This is a genomic window from Sulfurimonas denitrificans DSM 1251, assembly GCF_000012965.1.
Lineage (GTDB): Bacteria > Campylobacterota > Campylobacteria > Campylobacterales > Sulfurimonadaceae > Sulfurimonas > Sulfurimonas denitrificans.
On record NC_007575.1, the window covers coordinates 284,660 to 303,370 of the forward strand.

Genomic DNA, 18,711 nt, shown 5'->3' on the forward strand with positions numbered 1-18,711 from the left:
ATAATTTATTATGAGATTTTATTATTCAAAAGTTTTAAATATTTTGCTTCTTTTATTATAGTTTTTATATCCATGTAAAAAATTATATGTTACAGGAAGATAAAATAGGTTTAGTATCGTTCCCCATAATAGCCCAAAACCCATGGCTACTGCTAAGGGTTGAAATGTCACAGCTTCTGCTGTTGCGAAAAAGATTAATGAACAAAGACCTACAATTGTAGTTACAGATGTAAGTATAATAGGTCTAAATCTCTTTGGAGCGAGAATAAATATCTCCTCTTTTGTTTTTGCACGTTTTATTGTTGCCATCATAAGAATTCCATCATTAACAATAACACCAGCGAGTCCCAATGCCCCAATAAGAGAGGGTAGTGAGATATTTAAACCCATGATAAAGTGACCTATATATACACCAAGAATAGAAAAAGGGATAACCGACATAACTATCAACGTCTCTCTAAGAGAGTTGAAAAGGTACAAGATTGAGATGAATATAAGAATAATAGCAAGAATAGAAGCCAATATCATTTCAGTTTGCATGGTCTCTTTTTGCTCTTTTTCTCCCTTGAATTTTAATCTGATATCTTGCGTATTTTTGAGTTTATCTATGAGTGGGTTCATCATTTGCAATACCTCAGTTGCTGTTATAATTGAGGGGTCCACATTTGCAAAAACATAAAAGTTGGTTTCGCCGTCATCTTTAACTAAATTTTCTAGAGATTCAACTTTTTCAAATTCACAAATATCTTTTAGTTTTACATGTCCTCTATTTTTTATCGGTATTTCAAGTTCTGCAAAACTCTCTAAGTCATCTTTAATATAGAAAGATTTTACTTTTATATCCAAAAGCTCTTTTCCATCAAATATCGTCCCAACCTTTCTTGAGAGAAAAAGTCCTGAGATATAGGTGCCAAGATATTTTTCTGTGATGCCAAGTTCTTCTGCATAACTGTTTAGTTTTAGTTTTATCTCCTGTGTTCCAACTTTAACATCATCACCAAAGTATTTTATGCCATCAATTTTAGAAAAACCATCTTCTATCTCTCTTATGGCACTTAGAGCCTTTTTATAATCATCACTAATAACACCTATGCGAATATCAGCTTTTGTTTGCCCCATGCTGTTTTCCACAACCATTAAATTGTTTAGATTAAATCTCTCTTGATAATCTTGTTCTTTTAACCACTCTCTGATATCTTTTGAAATATCTTGTGAAGATTTGTCTCGTATTCTATCTTTGGAGTCGTAATAAAAGCTTAAATATGGCGTTATATACTTATCTACAAAGTTTTCAGGCTTCATATTATGGAGTTCTATAGAGATGTATCCTACATACGGGTAAATCTCTGTAGTGCCTGTTGCGCTCCTTCTGTATCCTGCTGTAGAGCTTACATGTTTTACAAAAAACCTATCTTTTTCTTTTAAAATATTCTTTTCTAAAGTTTGCACAATCTCTAGTGACTGCTCAAGGGTTGTAGTGGGTTTTGCTTTAAAGGTAATATTTATAGAGGAAGTATCAAAAGGCTGAAACATTTGAAATTTTGAATGCTTTACTCCATAATAAATGAGGGCGGGTACTATTATTAAAAATATAAGTAAAAAACTTTTTTGGTATCCAACTAGCTTTTTTAGGGCTCTTAAATAGAGCAAATTAATCTTTTCCCAAGACATAGTTTTTGAATTTGAAGAGAGAGTATGAGCCGCATGTATAGGTAAAAAAATAAAAGATTCAATGAGTGAAGCAATTACAAGTGCAGAAAAGGCAATAGGTATAAGCTGTATAATCTCACCGAGTTTTCCGCTTAGCATCAAAAGAGGTATAAAAGAGAAAAGAGTAGTTAAAGAAGCTATAGTTACAGCCTTTGCAACCTCTTGTGTTCCAAGCAATGCCGCCTCTTTTGCGGAGTAACCTTTTTCTATATATTGTTGAATATTTTCACTTACAACAATGGCGTCATCAACAAGAATACCAATGGCAATAAGCACTCCTATCAATGAATTTACATTTATACTGTATGCTGTAAAGTAGAAGTAAATTGCGCCCATTACAAAAGATGTAGGAATACCAAGTGCAATGATGAGCGCTATGCGTATATTGATTAGAACAGCAGTTAAGAGTGTTATAAGTATCAAACCAAAAAGTATATTAGAAATAACAATATTTAGTCTATCTCTTATAACTATTGAATTATCCATTCTTATATTAAAATCAACATCATCAACACTCATCTCTGAGATGAGTTTTTTGACATCATCGGCTATTCTTATTGCATCGCCTTTAGGGTTTTGAGAGATAGCTAGAGTGATTGAGTCTTCTCCATTCATGCTCGCAAGCGTTGAGGAGTCTTCATATTTTTTCTCTATTTTTGCTATATCTTTTAAGACTATTTGCTGATCATTTATATTTATGATGGTATTTTCCAGCTCACAAGAGAGTTTTTTGTCATTTTGTGTAGAGATATAGTACTGCTCTTTGACGTTATCTATCTTTCCAAGAGGAAATATATAGGAGAGCTCAGAAAATACTCTGAGTATCTCATCCAAAGAGAGATTATACGCATTTACTTTTTTTTCATCTATCAAAACTTCATAAAAAAGATCAGAATCTCCAAATATAGTCACATCTGATATGTCTTTAACAGAGAGCAGATTACTTTTTAGTTTTTTAGATAAGAGTTTTAGTTTGTCTCTAGAGATTTTAGAAGAGATAATTGATACATGCATTATGCTTCTTGAGTGTGCTACTCCTCGGATAACAGGGTCATCCATGTCACTTGGAAGATTTGGTTTTATTAGTGCTATTGCATCCTCTGCATCTCTTATTATTGTGGCTTTGTCCACTCTTTTATCAAACTCTAATACTATAGTAAATCTACCTGGCGATACAACGGATGTTACGCTATCTACACCGACAATATTTTTAACTTCATCCTCTATCTCTTGCACTGCCATTTTGTTTAAAATATCTACAGAAGCACCTGCATAAGAACCATGTATTGTCACAGAGTTAGGTTCAATAGAAGGTGATATCTCTTTTGGTATTTGAGAATAAGCATAGATTCCAGCTGCAAATAGTAAAAAAAAGAGAGTATAGTTGATCTTATAATTCTCAATAAAAAATTTTAGGACTCTCTCAAACATATATTAATTTACCTATCTTCATGTTTATGGGGTTTATACTCATTGTGCTAGCCGTTATACCCTCTCTTAAAAATGCTCATTCAGCCAATAAATCCAATTCTTACTTTAGTATGTACGCAATCTTAATTTTAAACTTTTTAGGAAAATCAAAGAGAGTTTTGTCTATTTCCATAGGAAAGCTGTTTTCTATCGCCTGTGTAGCTGATTTTTCAAAAATATTATGACCTGAGATTACCTTTATGTAATCTACATTTCCATCTATAAGTATCATAAATTCTACTTCAACACTATCTTGAATGGCTCTTCTTCTAGCAGCTATAGGGTATGATTTATTATCATTTATTCGTTTTATTAGATTATTGATAAAGATTTCTCTATCTCTCTCTTTTGTATCATTTTCAACTACTTTTTCTATGTTTGAAGTTGCTTTTTTATTCTCTTTTTCTACTTGGGGTTGAGGTTGTTCATTTGTAACTTCTGGAATTGATTCTGTTTTTAGAGGCTCAGTAATAGGCTCTTTTTGAACAACAGCTTCTCTCTTAATAGGTTTTTGCAAAGGCTTTTTCTCAATAGGTTTAGGGAGTGGTTTTGGCTCTTGTGGTTTTTCTATCTTCTGCTTTTGTGGTGTCTCCTCTTGAATCTCTTTAGGTTGAGCAATTACACAAATATTTACTTTTTGAATATTTTCAATCTTGCATTTTTCATGAGTATCTTCTTTAATTATAAAAAGATAAATAAGTGATGCTCCTACAAGTGTGTAAGATATAGCACTGATAATAAATGAGGATACGTATCTGTTCATTTTAAATTTTATTCTCAAATTCATAAGACTCTAACGCTAAGATTGCCGCTCCATAGGATGTTGTTATCTGCGGAAATTCTGGGATAAATATTTTTTTGCCAAGCTCATTCTCAATAGCATTAACCAAGCCGCTATTTAACGCAGGTCCTCCATCAAAGTATATGCCCTCGTTTATGCCGACTCGCTTTAGAAGCTTTATGATTCTTTTTGCTATGGAGTAGTGAACACCTGCTACGATATCCTCTACGCTATGGTCATTTCCCAATAGACCTATTATTTCAGACTCTGCAAATACAGCACATGTACTATTTATTGCCAGTGGCGTACCTTGTGATTTGAAGTGATATTCACCTAATTCATCAACTTCAATCTCTAAATTCATAGCGACAACATCTAGGAATTTTCCTGTTCCTGCGGCACATCTATCATTCATGGCAAAATTTACCACATTCCCCTCATCATCCAAAGAGATGGCTTTTGAGTCTTGCCCGCCTATATTTATTATAGTTTTGATATTGCATTTTCCATCAGCAGCAGCCATTGCGCCCATCGCATTTGCGGTAATTTCGCTTATATTCTCATCTGCCTCTTTAAAGAGTTTTCTTCCATAACCTGTGGCAACTCTATATACTAAATTTTTTTCATCAATATTTAGTTCATCTAACATCTCTTTTAGTGCTTGTTTGGCGTACTTGTAAAACATACTTCCGCTCGCACTAATTTTATGACCTACTAATTTTCTATTTTCATCAACTATAGCAATTTTAATTGCTGTTGAGCCTATATCAATCCCCGCAAAGTAGTTCATTGTTGTCTCCTTTTTCTATTTTTTAGCGACTCTACAAACGCTTCAATTCTAGTTGTAAGTTGTCCAGACTGGCTTGGAGAGTAGTCGCTCTCAATGTAGAGTATCGGCACTCCAGCCTTTTGCATCGCTTCTAAGACAGAGCGCTGTTCCATCTCGTAAACTTGGCATCCTGCAAAGGCTTGATAAACTACACCATCTGCTTTGTAATCTTTAACTAGATCTAAGATTCTTCTTTTTCTGTCATCATTTTTGGTAAAAATAGGGCAGGTGCAACCTTTTAGGTATCTGTCTGCGATAGAGTCAATCATATCGTTTATAAACCACTCATCAACACTTACCATGTCGTTAAACATTCTATTTGAAGAGCATGTTTCATCGGCTACAATTATGGCATCACAGAGTTCTATTAAGAGAGGAATTTTTAGATTTGGAAATATAGGCGGCGAACCTGTATAGACAATTCTAGGACTCATTTTTGATGCCGCATTTACTTTGGCTTCTACCATCTCTTCACACTCCTCTAAAAGCTTTTTCATGGCATCTATCCAGCTGTCTATCTTGTCAAAAAAGAATGCGTTAGTAACTAAAAACATATCTTTACCTAAAATAGGGGAGGCGGTATTTTTTCGTAAAATATTTAGTTTGTGGTATAGATGTTGAGCATAACCTATTTTTTGTATCGACTCTTTGAGTTTTTTCTTTGAGAGTTTTGTATTGAGATTTTCTGAGAGATCTTTTGTAAATTTTCTTACACTTCGTCTCCAATACTCTCTGCTCTCATGACTCTCTTTAGTTCGCGGAAACTCCATATCATAAACACTAAATCCCATACTCTCTATAATTGCACCCGATTTTGCTTTTTGATCACATGTAGTGGGAGATATTATAACATCGGGCTTATCAGAGAAGTTATTTGATACAAACTGCCCAACAGTAGCTTTTACTAAAGGGCATGATTTCGAGGGTAAAAAATCGCTTCCTATCTCATCATCCGTATAAAAACCGTTGCAGAGTCTAAGCGGAACTGCGTCAAGTGCATAAATTATCTCGGAAGGAACTTGAATACACATTGTCCCGACTTTTGCTTTGTCGCTATGAAGAGACTCATGTTTGCAGTGTACTCTCTCATAGAGGTCGTAAAAATACTCCATTGCACGAGGAGGCTCTTTATAATCATGTTTTATTTTTTCCAGCACTGCGGATGCTTCCATCGCTTTATGGCGATTTAGTCTCTCTTTTGGTGTCTCAATTTTATGTTCAGTCATTTTTTTTCTCCAACCTATCCATCTCCATTCTTTTTGCAAAGCCGCCTTTTGTCGATGTGAAGAGTTTCATATTTAAAATATCTACATGCAGAGCGTCATCCTCAGGACATGCGGCTACACACTTCATGCAAAAGATGCAGTCGTCTCTTAGGATGTTTGTACTTTTGACATCATCGGCGATATCTTTTATCTGCATATCGCAGACATTGTAGCAGTCACCGCATTTTGTGCATTTGTCGCCGTCTTTTTTCAGTTTTAAAAGTGCCGCATCGCTAAAAATATAGTGCATGGCACTCATAGGGCAGAAAAAGCAGAAAAATCTCTTTTTTATAAATGAGCCAACAACAAACAATCCTGTAAAAATAAGACCTAAAGAGGTTAGTATCATTGCTGTTTTTGTAGAAAAATCAAGACTCCACTGAGAGACATCGCCAACAAAAAGAGGTGTTATCATTCTACCTGGGCAGATTTCACAAAATGCGGTTCTCCACTCCCCACCTAAAATCCCCATGCCCACGCCAATAGGTGCAAAAATCACCAAAGCAAGCATTAGATATTTTATTTTTTTGAGCTTATCAAACTGAGGCTGTGTATAGGTGCTAAATCTAATGCCCATCTTTTTTCTCAAACCAGTCAGCCAATCCTGCATAGTTCCAAGCGGGCATGCATAGCCGCACCACGCTTTATTAAAGACGATAAACCAGAGTAAAAAAGTTACAAAACCAATCAAAACAGAGATACTTGCCACACTAAAGAGCACATCCAGAGGACGTGCAAGTTGATGTTGAAGCGGCAGAAAGTAACACATTCCGCCCACCTCTTTGTCATATCCGCAAGAAAATACAGGAATGCTATTTCCTAAGTTGATAGCAAAGTATCCGCCGTAAATAAAGAGCACAAAAAAGAAGAGCTGCAACCAAAAGCGAAATCTTCTGATATCTGCCTTATTTATAAAATCTTTAATTTTCTTCATCAAAACGCACCTCTTTAAAGGGTTTTTCTCGTCTTGCTCTGTATAAGTAAATTGCAAAGCCAGAAAGTATTATAGTTAGCATGGTCGCTGATAAACCATAAGCGTAAGAGCTATATTGTGAACTATTTGGATAGTAAAAAGAGGGATAAGTTGCGCTGTATCTTACTTTTTCGTACTTTGTGCCGTTAATGTCTCCCTGTGTATCTCTCATGTAAGATGCAGTTAACAAAAACTCGTTTTTATATCTCTTGTTAAATTCATTCCACGTAGGAAAATAGTCCTCTATTAGCGTAAAAGTTGCAACTCCATCTTTGTCAGTTTTGAGAGTTTTTGACCAGAGAGTTTTCGTACTTAGCGTTACATCTGCTCCCTCAATAGCCTCTCCATCAAGCAGAACTTGAACTCTTATGTTCTCGCCTGAGTAGAGATTGTGATAAAAAGTCTCATCATCTTCTCGTAACCTTAAAATATCAAAAGGGGTCTCTTTTATAGAGTGAGCCGACATTTTTTCTTTGTCGTAAATGGCATCGTTACTGTGGTTAAACCTCATAATCTCATACTTTGCGGTCTTTACATGTAATGTGCCCTCATGAATTTTTTTATCTATATAAAAAAGGTTGTAGTAGCCATTGTTTGGCATTGCAAAACTAACAGAGCTGCATCCCTCTTTCTTTGAAGCACTTATTTTTGTTTTGTTTAGGTCTGCATCAAGGAGATAAAGCTCAGCATCTATAACGCCCAAACAGCTCTTGTTGCCACTAGTATCTTCAAAAACTGGCCATATCTCTTTTGTTGGGATTCTGCTTCTTCCTCCGCCATGATTATGTTCATTGCCATGTTTTTTACCTGCAAAAGGGTTTGTATCTGAGATATATATGGTATCTTTTGGTGTTGCTATGTTTGAATTAGTGCTACTCTTTTCTTCAAAATCTTCTAACGCATTTTTATAGGCATCTTCAAATGAAACTATCTCTCCGCCGTTTGCTTTTACAAAATTTATAGCATCTGTTTTATCACTAAAAGCGAACTTACTGCTCTTTGACATGATGCCCTTTATCTTGCTTCCTAAAACATAATACGCCTCTTTTGCATTTATGAATTTTAAGCTCTTAGCATCAACTGCTTGAAAATCTTTTAATTCTCTTTTATTAATTGAGCACTCTTGCGCTAAACAGTGCATGGAGCAAAACTGTTTTATCTCATTATTAGCCTTAGCCGCGTGATTTACTTTATAGGAGTTTGTCAAACTCATGTTACATGTAGCGCAGCTATTTTTCTCTTTTGCAGTTTGCAGCAGTATTGCTTTATCTGTGCTAACGCTTTGAAAAAGTTTTCCACCTCCGCCATGACTTTCATGAGTAGAAGTTGCTTTGCCGTAGGTTTTAAAGATATAACCCGTGTACATGTTAATGCCCAAAAAGAAGATAATTAAAGAAGCTGCAAAAGGAAAAGCAACTATTTTTCTTACTCTGCTTGCATCAAGAAGCTTTACTCTTTTGTAAAGAATGATTAAAGCCCAGACTATAGCAACCCATTTTAGTAAGCCAAACATATGCAACCAACCATCGCCTCTGTTTGCTAAAGGTGCAACATCAAGCGAGAATCCAAAACCATAAGCAAACCCCTCTACTATATGCTCATAACCTTTTAAAAAGAATGTTTCAAGTGAATGGGCAATCGAACCTAAAATAAACAGAGGAGCATAAGAGTAACCTAAATCGTAAAAAACAGTATTAAAATCTTTTTTGAGTATTTTTGATGCAATAAACATCCCAATAACTGCGGCTAAAATAGTAAAGATAAGAGCATAAACAAATGCAAACAAGCCGATGGTGTCTATTGAGCCGAAATCTATGTAATTTTTAAGATACTCTGCAGTTTTTGCCCATATCATGTCTCCTGCCGCATTGCTTCTTCCGATGCCATGATGAAATGACATGGTAATAGATATGGAAGCTAGGATAAGAATAAATGCCCAAACTTCCGCATTTAAAACTTGAAACTTTGAAAACAGAGAAAAAGATGGTTTTTTAACTTTAAAACTAACAGCTTCACATGCACTGCTGCAATCCATACAAAGAGTACAATCCGTCATAGAGTTTCTGCTATCAAACGTAAAAGGTTTTAGGTTATATGGACATGCCGTCGCACACTCAAAAGTTCTACAATCGTTACAAGCACTTTTGTATGTACCAAGCCATGTAAATGAGAGTTTTGAGTAGGCACGAGTTAGCGTTCCGACAGGGCAGATATATTTACAGTAGCTCATATCTTTGTATATAAAATAGATTACAAACGCAATAATTGTCATTACAGTAAATAAAATTGCCGTACCTTGCGCGGTTCTAAAAAGATTAGGGAACATGTAATATACTCCCCACCATCCAAAAACAAGCAGCAATACACCTATATATCTATTTTGCATCCATTTTGGCATAGTTTTTTTAAGCCCGTATTTTGTGATATATTTTCCCATAAAGCCATGAGGGCAGATGCCACAAAATATTCGCCCAAAAGTCGGAAGCGACACAACCATAAACAAAGACCAAAAAATACCCCAAAAAACAGCGGTTGTAAATGTATTATCTTTGAGTGTATGTGCAAAACCAAAATAAAGAGCATAGACAAAGAGCAGTGAGACTGCTATTTTTAACGAGAGTAAAAACTTCTGATTTTTAAATAAAAACCCTAGTATAGGTTTAGCATAAATATCATTTTTATCCCGCTTTATAAAATTTACCATTTTCGTCCTTCGTTAAAGTATTAAAATACCATTGAGCACCAAAATACCCACTATTATGAGTAAAAGCGCCGCTGCACGTTCTATAAAAAGTTTATAAAAGGAGAACTGAGCCATAAATCCCTTAATAACTTTTGATACTATGAAACCATAAAATAGTATTGAGAACATAACGGCACCTAGCCCGAAAAAGAGTCCCAACCCTATTGTGTTGTAAATATTGCTGCTGTTTGCAGCTACTGCTAAGAGTGCCATTATCGGGGCACATGGGTTTATAGACATTGTCGCACCGATAGTAAAAAAACCAAATTTATTTAGTTTAGGTTTCTTTATTAGCGATGTTGTGTGTCCACATAAATATGACGGTTTAAAACTTTTATATAGCAAATAAGCTCCCATTCCCATGGTGCTTATTCCAAGTATTAAACCAAATAGACTATTATCATTAAGTATCTCTTTTATCCAAGCAGAGCTCAAATATGCGATTATGGCTATAAATGTATAGCTAAATATCCTGCCCAAACTAAAAGGCAAGATGATTCCAAGAGCCTCTTTTGTAGAGTTTGAATTACTCACAAGCAAAGGGCTAAGAAACGGCATACACGAGAACATACATGCTGTTGCTCCATAAGAGAGACCTATGATAAAAATCGAAAAAAAAGCAGTTGGTTCCATAACTACTCTCTTCTTTATTGTTCTTTTTTTGTGATTATTCCAAGATTAGTAAAATTCTTCTCTTTTAGGGCATCAAGAATAACTACAAAAAAGTCAAACTTCACATCTTTGTCACAATTTATATAAATTGGCATAGTGGTTTCATACTTAGAGAGCTCAGCTTCTACATTTTGCACAAGAACAGCTGTTTTATCAAATAAAATATCCCCGTTTTGCTTGATTGTGATAGTTAAGTTTTTTTTATTATCCTCTTTTATGGTGCTCTTTGAATTAGGCAAATCAACAGGAATAAGACCCTTTGCTACAAAAGTTGCGGTTGTTAAAACGATAACTAAAAGCACAAGCATAATATCAATAAAAGGAACTACGTTAATTGAGTCAAACTTTTTGATTTGCATATTTTTCCTTTTCATTTATATCCCAAAGAGCTAAAACAACCTCTATTCTTCTAGCTAAATGGTTATAAAACACTGTAGCGGGGATAGCTACTAAGAGACCCATTGCAGTAGCTTTTAGCGCAAGAGCCAAAGATGTCATAATGATTTTTGCATCCAAATTATCACTTTGCCCCATTGCATAAAAGGTGATAATTATGCCAAATACTGTTCCAAGAAGACCGATATATGGTGCATTAGAACCAAATGTTGAGATAATGTTAATGTTATTGGTAAGAGCAATTTCCAGCTCCTCTTTAGTCTTAAAATTACGAACATCTATCCCTTTGTAAAATAGAATTCTCTCAATCCAAAACCAAAAAGCAATAAAACTCATAACTCCAAGAAGACCTATAATTCCATAATCAACAATATTTTTAAGTAGTTCTATGTTCATATATCTGCCTTGTATTTATATTAAAATTTAACCGACAACCCTGCCGTATATACTCTGCCTTGATTTACTGTAATTGATAAATCTTCGGCATTAAAAACGCCGTCTTCGTTTCTGTCGCCGCTTGATCTTGCAGTATTGTAATAACTTTTGTCAAGAACATTGTCTATTCTTGCAAATAGGCTGTACTCATAATCGCCTATTTTATTATTATAGTTTGCAAGTAGATTTAGAGTTGCCTGACCAGGTATTTTTATCTGATTTAAGTCATCCGCATAATATGCTGATTTTGCATTGATTTCAGTTGATAGTTTTAAATTTTTCATTGGTAAATAGTCTAAAATAAGATTTACCTGATGTTTTGAAGTTCTAGGAATTTGATTGCCTGTTACATTGAAAAATGTAAGGTTTGAGAGGTAAGCACTACCATCTAAATCAATTCCAAAGTTATCATATTTTGTATAATATGCATCAAGATATGTATACGCAAGATTAAATAATAATTTCTCCGTTGCTTTACCTTCGGCAGATAGTTCTAAGCCTCTATGTTTAGCACCTCCGACATTATCCCACATGTCATTGTTGGTGTTGTTTGTTGAACCATAATTTCCAGATGTTTTCATGATAAAATCTTCTCTATCGATTTGGAAAATTGCGGCTTCGTAATTGATTTTATTAAAGCTAGTTCTAACTCCTATCTCATAGTTATAAGATTTTTCAGGCTTTAAATCAGGATTGTTTTGAGTATATCCCCAACTGCTTGTACTTCCAGCATATAACTGAGCGACAGTTGGCGCTCTAAAGCCTGTAGAGAAGTTTGCAAAGATATCAAAATTATCACTTACTCTATAGTTGGAACCTATTCTGTATGAGTAAATTTTGAAATCTTCTTTATAACTGTTGCTGCGGTAATCTTCATAATCGAGTTTAATCAAATCGTATCTCAAGTTTGCAGTAGCACTTAAGTTTTGAGAAAGCTGATGTTTATACTCACCATAAATAGCATAAACATTTTCATCTGTTGTATCATCACTCTTTTTATCACCTGCTAGATAATAATTAGGGATTACTGTTCTAATACCGCGCGGATATGAGACAAGTGCCTGATTTACTCTATATGTAGATTTGTTTTCATACGTGTTAGCTCTTAAATCTAAGCCTAAAAGCGCTGCAAACTGGTTTGAAGAGGTGCGATATTCACTCTTTATACCTCTTTGTATTTGTGCATAATCATTATTGTAAGTATAATCTTTATCATCTAAAGAAGGGTTTGAGATTCCGCTACTATCTTGTGTTTGAGGTGATGACAAATATAGGGTGTCATCTGTATAAACATATCCATTTAGAAGTAAGTTCGAGTTTGAATCAAAATCTTTTGAGTAGGTAAGAAAGAGTTTTAAAAGAGTTACATCGTAATTTCTCGTATAGTCTCTGCTATCTTGGTCGCCATCATAAATTGATTTAGGATTTGTTCTAGCTGCACTCTCTCCACCTACGGTTCCGTGGGTATCTTTTTCTCTATCTGAATACTCAAACCCAAATGTAACATCAGATGTGTCATCTATGTAGTACTGTAGCTTGCCATTTAAATATTTTGCCACACTCGCCGAATCTTGCCAATAACCATCACTCTCTTTTTGGCTAGCTTGTAGATGGAAACTTAAATTATCGCTTGCATAGCCACTTCTAGCTAGTAGCTTTTGATATCCAAAACTTCCAAATTCAACAGCACCAAAATTGTTATTATACTTAGCGCCTCTTTTTGTAGTAATAATTACAGCACCTGAGAGAGCATCATCTCCAAAAAGATAAGAAGCTCCACCTTTTATGACTTTTATACTCTCGATATTGTCAAGATCGATGTTGACGCTTCCTGTTCTCTCAAAAACAGGCACACCATCAATCACTATCGCAACACCTGGCTTTTCACCCATATACATCTGATTTTCAACACCACGTAAGTGAATTTTTACTGTATCTCCTGATTTTACCTCTGTTGTAACACCAGGAATTGATTGTAAAATCTGCTGTATATTTTCAGTGTGTGCCATATCAACACTTTCACCGCTTATCGTAGCAGTATTTGAAACCTCTGTTTTTTTTGTATCAAATTTACTATCAATAGTTGATGACTCAACTTTGATGGTTCCTAAATCTGATGCAGCGACATTAATAGCTAACGCACAAACTATTGAGAAATAGATTTTTTTATTCATTATTTAACCTTCACTTAAGATATTGACCTAAATTCTAAGATGAAGTATAATAATTAATTGTTAATTTTATGTTAATTTTTAATTATAAGATAACTTTAATAAAAAGAGGACTGCTCTATTAAGTTAGAATGGTTGTTTTCTTCAGTGATAGTTTAAAACAGAGTAGGTGTTACAAGAGTGTTTAGTGCTTTAAGCTTATAACTTTTTCTATGAATTTCGCAGTATCCATACTTTTTAATCATCTCTACATGTAGAGCAGTTCCATAACCCTTATGCTTTTGAAATTGATACTGTGGATATTTTTTAGCGTCATTGATAATATTTCTATCATGTGTTACTTTGGCTAAAATTGAAGCAGCACTAACCTCTGGAATTTTACCATCAGCTTTTATCATAGTAGGAAGGTTGTTTATACCAAAGTTTGTATTTCCATCAAATAGGTACTCCTTACATGTAAGATTTTTCATAATCTCAAGAAGAGCTTTTTTCATACATATAGAGATGCCGTTATCATCTATCTCTTTAGCGCTAAACTTAACTATATGGTAAGAAGAATTTTTGATAATTATCTCATAAAGAGCTTCTCTTTTTTTTTCGTTTAGCTTTTTAGAGTCGTTTAAACCATCTACATGTGAGTTTAAAATACATCCAGCAACCACTAAATCTCCAGCAATTGGTCCACGCCCAGCTTCGTCAATTCCACATAAGTTAAGAGTCATCTTGCAGCTTTGACCTCTTTGGAATATATACTTCAAAAATAGCACCCTTTTCATAGTTACGTGCTAAAATTTCTCCACCATGATCTTGCATGATTCTTTTTGCAACATTGAGTCCTATCCCAATACCACCCTCTACTTTAGTGCTTTGAAAAGGATTAAAGATATGAGGCATTATCCCCTCATCTATACCGCCTCCATTATCTTTAAAGCTAACTACAACATACTCATCGTCATCTCTTAGCGAGATGTTTAGCTCTCTTGCATCAAAAGGTTGATTTAATTTAAGTGCATCAAGCGCATTATTTATGATGATAATAAAAACCTGCTCTATTCTCTGTTTTTGAATAGGGGCTATAAAGCTATATCTATTTTTATCCATGCTAATTTTAAAAGGGCTGTTTTGCACGCTGATATAAGATGCTTTTGTATAGGATAGTATAAGCGCTGTAATAAGAGATGAATAGACATTACTCTCTTGTGCCATCCCTTTTGCCTGTGATGCCATCTCTCTCATGGATTCTACTATGGAAGAGATTCTATTAACACCCTCAAGTATCACTTTGCTATCTTCTTGAAGATAGTTTTTTTGTTTTATCTCATCATCTAAATCTTTAATATCATGCATCATAAGTTCAAGATTACCTTTTATGTAAGTAAGTGGAGTATTTATTTCATGAGTAATTCCCGCTGCCATCTTGCCAATAATAGAAAATCTCTCCTCTAAAAGCCTCTCTTTTTCCCGCTCTTGCTTGAGCTGAATATTTTTTTCAATTTCCTCTTTTACTCTTTTTTTAAGGAGCTCTTTTTTTGCATAAAGTTCTGTTATGTCTTGTTTTAATGATATACATTCAACTATCTCGTCATTTTCATCTAAAATAGGGGCGATTACACTACTTTCGTAGTAAGAGTCGCCATTTTTTCTTCTATTTTTTATATGACCTCGCCATATTTTTTTATCTCTTAATGTTGAGTAAATCTCTTCATAAAACTCTTTTGAGTTATCTGGATGGCTGATAATAGTATGATTTTTTCCTAAAAGTTCATCTTTTGAATATCCAGACATGTCACAAAAAGGATTATTTACATAAGTTATGATTCCATTTATATCTGTTTTGGTTACAGAAGAGCTAATATCTATAATGCTTTTGTACTGCTCTAAGAGTTTTTGCTTATTTTTAAACTCTCTTTGAAACATAATTTTTTCTATATATTTAGTTAATATTTTTTCAACTCTATTAAGTGAAAGAGGCTTAAAGAGACAACCCTCTATACCGATATCAACAGCGGCTTCTGTTACATTTTTTTCGAAATTAGAAGTTATAAGAAGTATAGGAGTATTTTCATCTAAAGCTTTAATAGCTCTTGACATCTCAAGTCCATCCATAATTGGCATATTTAAATCACTCAGGACAATGTCAGGTTTATGTATGTTATATTTTAAAAGTCCATCTTTGCCATTATTTGCTACATAAACATCCTTAAACATATTAGATGTTAAAAAATCAGAAATTTGAGCTCTAACCTCTTTATCATCTTCAACAAAAAGGATAGATATATCATTTGATACCATTAATTTTTTCTCAAAACTTCTTTGATTTTTTTGCTAAGTACATCAAGTGACGCAAATGGTTTCATAACATAATCAGTTGCTCCATATCTGTGTGCATTGAGCACTTTATCGAGAGTTGAGTATGCAATCATCATAAGAACTTTTGTTTTTGGATTTACTTCAAGTAGTTTTGGAAGTGCATCTAAACCGTTCATTTGAGGCATCATAATATCAAGAAGTATTAAATCTGTATCTTTTGGAAGTGAAGCGATAGCATTAATTGGATTACTAAACGTTTTTACTTTGTACTCACTATCACGAGACAAATGTCTCTCTAGCATATTTAATATATCACTCTCATCATCTATAATAACTATATTTTTCACTTTTTTTCTCCTGTTTTAAATAGTGTTTTTGCCGCCAAATGCATCATCTCTTTAGCTTTTTCTTCGACCAAGGCATCAAGATATTTAAATACATCATCACTCGCTCGCTCTATTGCATGAATACGTTTTTCAATAATCTCTTTTGAGCATACAACTTTATCCTCACCACACTCAGATGCAAGTAGGTTTGCTTGCTCATGCACTATGGCGTGAGGAGTCTCTAGTTTCGCATAAGATGGCATTTTCGAGAAGTTATCTTTACCTATGCCGCTGCTATACCACTTGCCCAATCTGCACTCTGTGTGAGAGGTACTCTTAAAGTTATTCTCTTCACCAAAAATAAGAGCATAAACGTTATGTTTGTAGATAACATGATCAATTTTTGCCAAAGATGCAAAAATTTTATCGCTTATATGTTCAACTTCATATTGACTTCTTGAAGCGTTCTCTTCAAAAGATTTGATTTTTAGACTTACATCCTCTATCTTCACTTTGGTATCTATTACTATGTTATTCACTTCATTGGTATTTGTTTGCGCTTCATTCGTCTCTTGTTGCATAGCTTTAACAACAAGTGAGATATCTTTAGTAGCAGATTGCGTTTTTTCAGCTAACTTTCTCACTTCATCAGCAACAACTGCAAATCCTCTTCCATGCTCGCCTGCGCGGGCTGCTTCAATAGCAGCATTAAGCGCTAGCAAGTTTGTCTGATCTGCTATGTCTTGGATAAGTGTAATAACTGTTGAAATTTCACCACTTCTTTGGTTGAGTGAGTCCATGCCAGTTATGTTGAGTTGTGTATTTTGGCTTAGTTTATCCATTGCTTGTGCAGATTGCTGTATTAGGAAAAGTCCATCTTTGGAATCATTTGCTACCTCTACAGATTCACTCTTCATAACTTTTAATTCTTCAAGCATTTGAGAGAATGTTTTTTGAGTATCTGTGAGCGCTGCTGTTATAGCTTTTTGATGAAGAGTTAAGATGTCACTCTCACGAGTATCACGCATATCGGTTTTAGTTATTCTATACATGTAAGCACTATTGTCATCTGTTTTTTTAGAAACAACTTTTCCACTGCAATCATTGAGTGAAATAGTGCTACTACTTTTTTGAAGTTCTTTATATAGTGCACTACTGTCTTTAATCTGTGAGAGAGCCTTCTCATTTTGAAAAAGAGTAGAGCCATCAGCAGCAAATACTATAAGCATCTCCTCTTGAGAAAATTTGGCTATCTCTTTATAGAACGCTAGTGACTCTTTTAAAGAAGATATCTCATCTTCCAACTCTTTAGTTCTATTCTTATCACTATTTTTTGAAAAAAACATAAATCACAACCCCTTTTTTTGGTCGTTAATTTTATCACAGTTTTATATCTATCTGCTAAGAATAATAGAAAATAACTCAACTTTTAGTCACTTATTGCCCAAATATCAAAGGGAATCATCTCAACACGTGAGAGTGGATGGCTCATTCTTCCCTCAGTACTCATAGTGATTGCAGTAACTTTCTTAATTTGATAGGTAAATAAAAAAGCCTCTATTGCTTCCATTTTTTTAAAAAGTATTCTCTCATCAGCAAATGGCATCCCCAGAATTACTTCATCACATGAGGGAAGATAAAAATCTATATTTTCATCATAAAACGCATCTCGATTAGACTTTAGAAGTTCTAGATATATCATATTTTCAAAGAGCTTGCTAAATTGCTTCTCTATTGTGAGAGCAGATTTTAAAGATATGTCACATAAATATATCTTCCTTATTGCCTTTGGATGGGCAACTTTTTGAAGTTGATGAATATATCCTTTTGAGCTAAGAAGTTCAAACGCCATATAGAGACTATTTTTAGAAATTTTTTGTGTCTGTTTTAATCGTTCATATATAGAGTAAGGTGATATTTTTTGTGCCATCATTTTTGTGCAGAAAATCAGTATCTCTAGTTCTGTCGAAGTTAGATTGTTTTTTAAAATTTTTTGAAGATACAGCGCTCTCTCATCAGAGCTTACTTTATGCATAGAGGGAAAGCCTCCAAGTTTAAAAAAATGGTTTAGGGCTGTTGAATCATACTTGTACTCGTAGGTCAAAAACTCTTCATAGTCAAGAGGATATAATTTTAGAGTTGTTAAAAAATCTAATTCATAATGTACTTCACAACAGATTATAAGCTGAGCAACATTTACTATATTTACAGAAGGTGTGTAGTTATCAAGAACAAGCGTACTTATTTTGTTGTTTGTACAAAAATTACCGAGAGTTTTGTTTAATCTATCTTTATCTATACGCAAATCTTTGCAATCAATATATAAATAACTACTTTTTTTAAGACCTAAAAGATAATTTTTTACAAGTTTAGTTTTTCCGCTTTGAGTGATTCCATTTATTTGATAACTATCTTTATCTAAAAAAAGCTTTCTTGTATGAAACTTTTCTAAATTTATATCAATTTTATATAGCTCTTCTAATAATATTTCCATGTTGCAATTTTACCATTTCCTTTTTAAAAGGAAATAAATTTATATATATTTTAAAATTTAGTCCATATATTCTTGAATTAAAGAGATACTTTGGATACAATTCCGCTCCCTTAAATAGTTAGGCTAGACCTGACGA

15 protein-coding genes are annotated in these 18,711 nt (G+C 34.0%); all 15 read right to left on the minus strand.

The annotated features are described in order from the left end of the window. Window positions 1-21: 21 nt before the first annotated feature. A complete protein-coding gene (locus SUDEN_RS01405; RefSeq protein ID WP_011371906.1) occupies window positions 22-3,141 on the minus strand; it encodes an efflux RND transporter permease subunit in 3,120 nt (1,039 codons plus the stop codon). Between the two features lie 100 nt (window positions 3,142-3,241). Further along, window positions 3,242-3,943, minus strand: coding sequence for an energy transducer TonB (locus tag SUDEN_RS01410; RefSeq protein WP_011371907.1), 702 nt, complete (start codon window positions 3,941-3,943; stop codon window positions 3,242-3,244). Between the two features lies 1 nt (window position 3,944). Beyond that, complete coding sequence (locus tag SUDEN_RS01415) at window positions 3,945-4,751, minus strand: acyl-CoA dehydratase activase (RefSeq protein ID WP_011371908.1); 807 nt, start codon at window positions 4,749-4,751, stop codon at window positions 3,945-3,947. Beyond that, entirely contained in the window at window positions 4,748-6,016 is a 1,269-nt protein-coding gene (locus tag SUDEN_RS01420; RefSeq protein ID WP_011371909.1) for a 2-hydroxyacyl-CoA dehydratase family protein, read from the minus strand. Before SUDEN_RS01420 ends, SUDEN_RS01415 begins: the two co-directional genes overlap by 4 nt. After that, on the minus strand, window positions 6,009-6,989 hold the full coding sequence (locus tag SUDEN_RS01425; protein WP_011371910.1) for a 4Fe-4S binding protein: 981 nt from the start codon (window positions 6,987-6,989) through the stop codon (window positions 6,009-6,011). The genes SUDEN_RS01420 and SUDEN_RS01425 overlap by 8 nt, the downstream gene beginning before the upstream one ends. Beyond that, the gene (locus tag SUDEN_RS11185; RefSeq protein ID WP_011371911.1) at window positions 6,976-9,732 is read right to left on the minus strand and encodes a nitrous oxide reductase accessory protein NosL; all 2,757 of its coding nucleotides are present in this window, start codon (window positions 9,730-9,732) and stop codon (window positions 6,976-6,978) included. The genes SUDEN_RS01425 and SUDEN_RS11185 overlap by 14 nt, the downstream gene beginning before the upstream one ends. Window positions 9,733-9,744: 12 nt before the next feature. Continuing rightward, a complete protein-coding gene (locus SUDEN_RS01440) occupies window positions 9,745-10,404 on the minus strand; it encodes a sulfite exporter TauE/SafE family protein (protein WP_041672171.1) in 660 nt (219 codons plus the stop codon). Between the two features lie 14 nt (window positions 10,405-10,418). Further along, on the minus strand, window positions 10,419-10,802 hold the full coding sequence (locus tag SUDEN_RS01445; protein ID WP_011371913.1) for an ExbD/TolR family protein: 384 nt from the start codon (window positions 10,800-10,802) through the stop codon (window positions 10,419-10,421). Beyond that, window positions 10,783-11,235: a TonB-system energizer ExbB gene (gene exbB, locus SUDEN_RS01450; RefSeq protein ID WP_011371914.1), complete on the minus strand. Its 453-nt coding sequence runs from the start codon at window positions 11,233-11,235 to the stop codon at window positions 10,783-10,785. Before exbB ends, SUDEN_RS01445 begins: the two co-directional genes overlap by 20 nt. 20 nt (window positions 11,236-11,255) lie before the next feature. Beyond that, window positions 11,256-13,448, minus strand: coding sequence for a TonB-dependent receptor (locus SUDEN_RS01455; RefSeq protein ID WP_011371915.1), 2,193 nt, complete (start codon window positions 13,446-13,448; stop codon window positions 11,256-11,258). 152 nt (window positions 13,449-13,600) lie between these two features. Beyond that, window positions 13,601-14,167, minus strand: coding sequence for a ribonuclease HII (locus SUDEN_RS01460; RefSeq protein WP_011371916.1), 567 nt, complete (start codon window positions 14,165-14,167; stop codon window positions 13,601-13,603). Beyond that, the gene (locus SUDEN_RS10975; protein WP_011371917.1) at window positions 14,157-15,737 is read right to left on the minus strand and encodes an ATP-binding response regulator; all 1,581 of its coding nucleotides are present in this window, start codon (window positions 15,735-15,737) and stop codon (window positions 14,157-14,159) included. Before SUDEN_RS10975 ends, SUDEN_RS01460 begins: the two co-directional genes overlap by 11 nt. Beyond that, window positions 15,737-16,102, minus strand: coding sequence for a response regulator (locus SUDEN_RS01470; protein ID WP_011371918.1), 366 nt, complete (start codon window positions 16,100-16,102; stop codon window positions 15,737-15,739). Before SUDEN_RS01470 ends, SUDEN_RS10975 begins: the two co-directional genes overlap by 1 nt. After that, window positions 16,099-17,427: a methyl-accepting chemotaxis protein gene (locus SUDEN_RS01475; RefSeq protein ID WP_011371919.1), complete on the minus strand. Its 1,329-nt coding sequence runs from the start codon at window positions 17,425-17,427 to the stop codon at window positions 16,099-16,101. Before SUDEN_RS01475 ends, SUDEN_RS01470 begins: the two co-directional genes overlap by 4 nt. Before the next feature lie 83 nt (window positions 17,428-17,510). Next, entirely contained in the window at window positions 17,511-18,575 is a 1,065-nt protein-coding gene (locus SUDEN_RS01480) for an ATP-binding protein (protein WP_011371920.1), read from the minus strand. Between the last annotated feature and the right edge of the window lie 136 nt (window positions 18,576-18,711).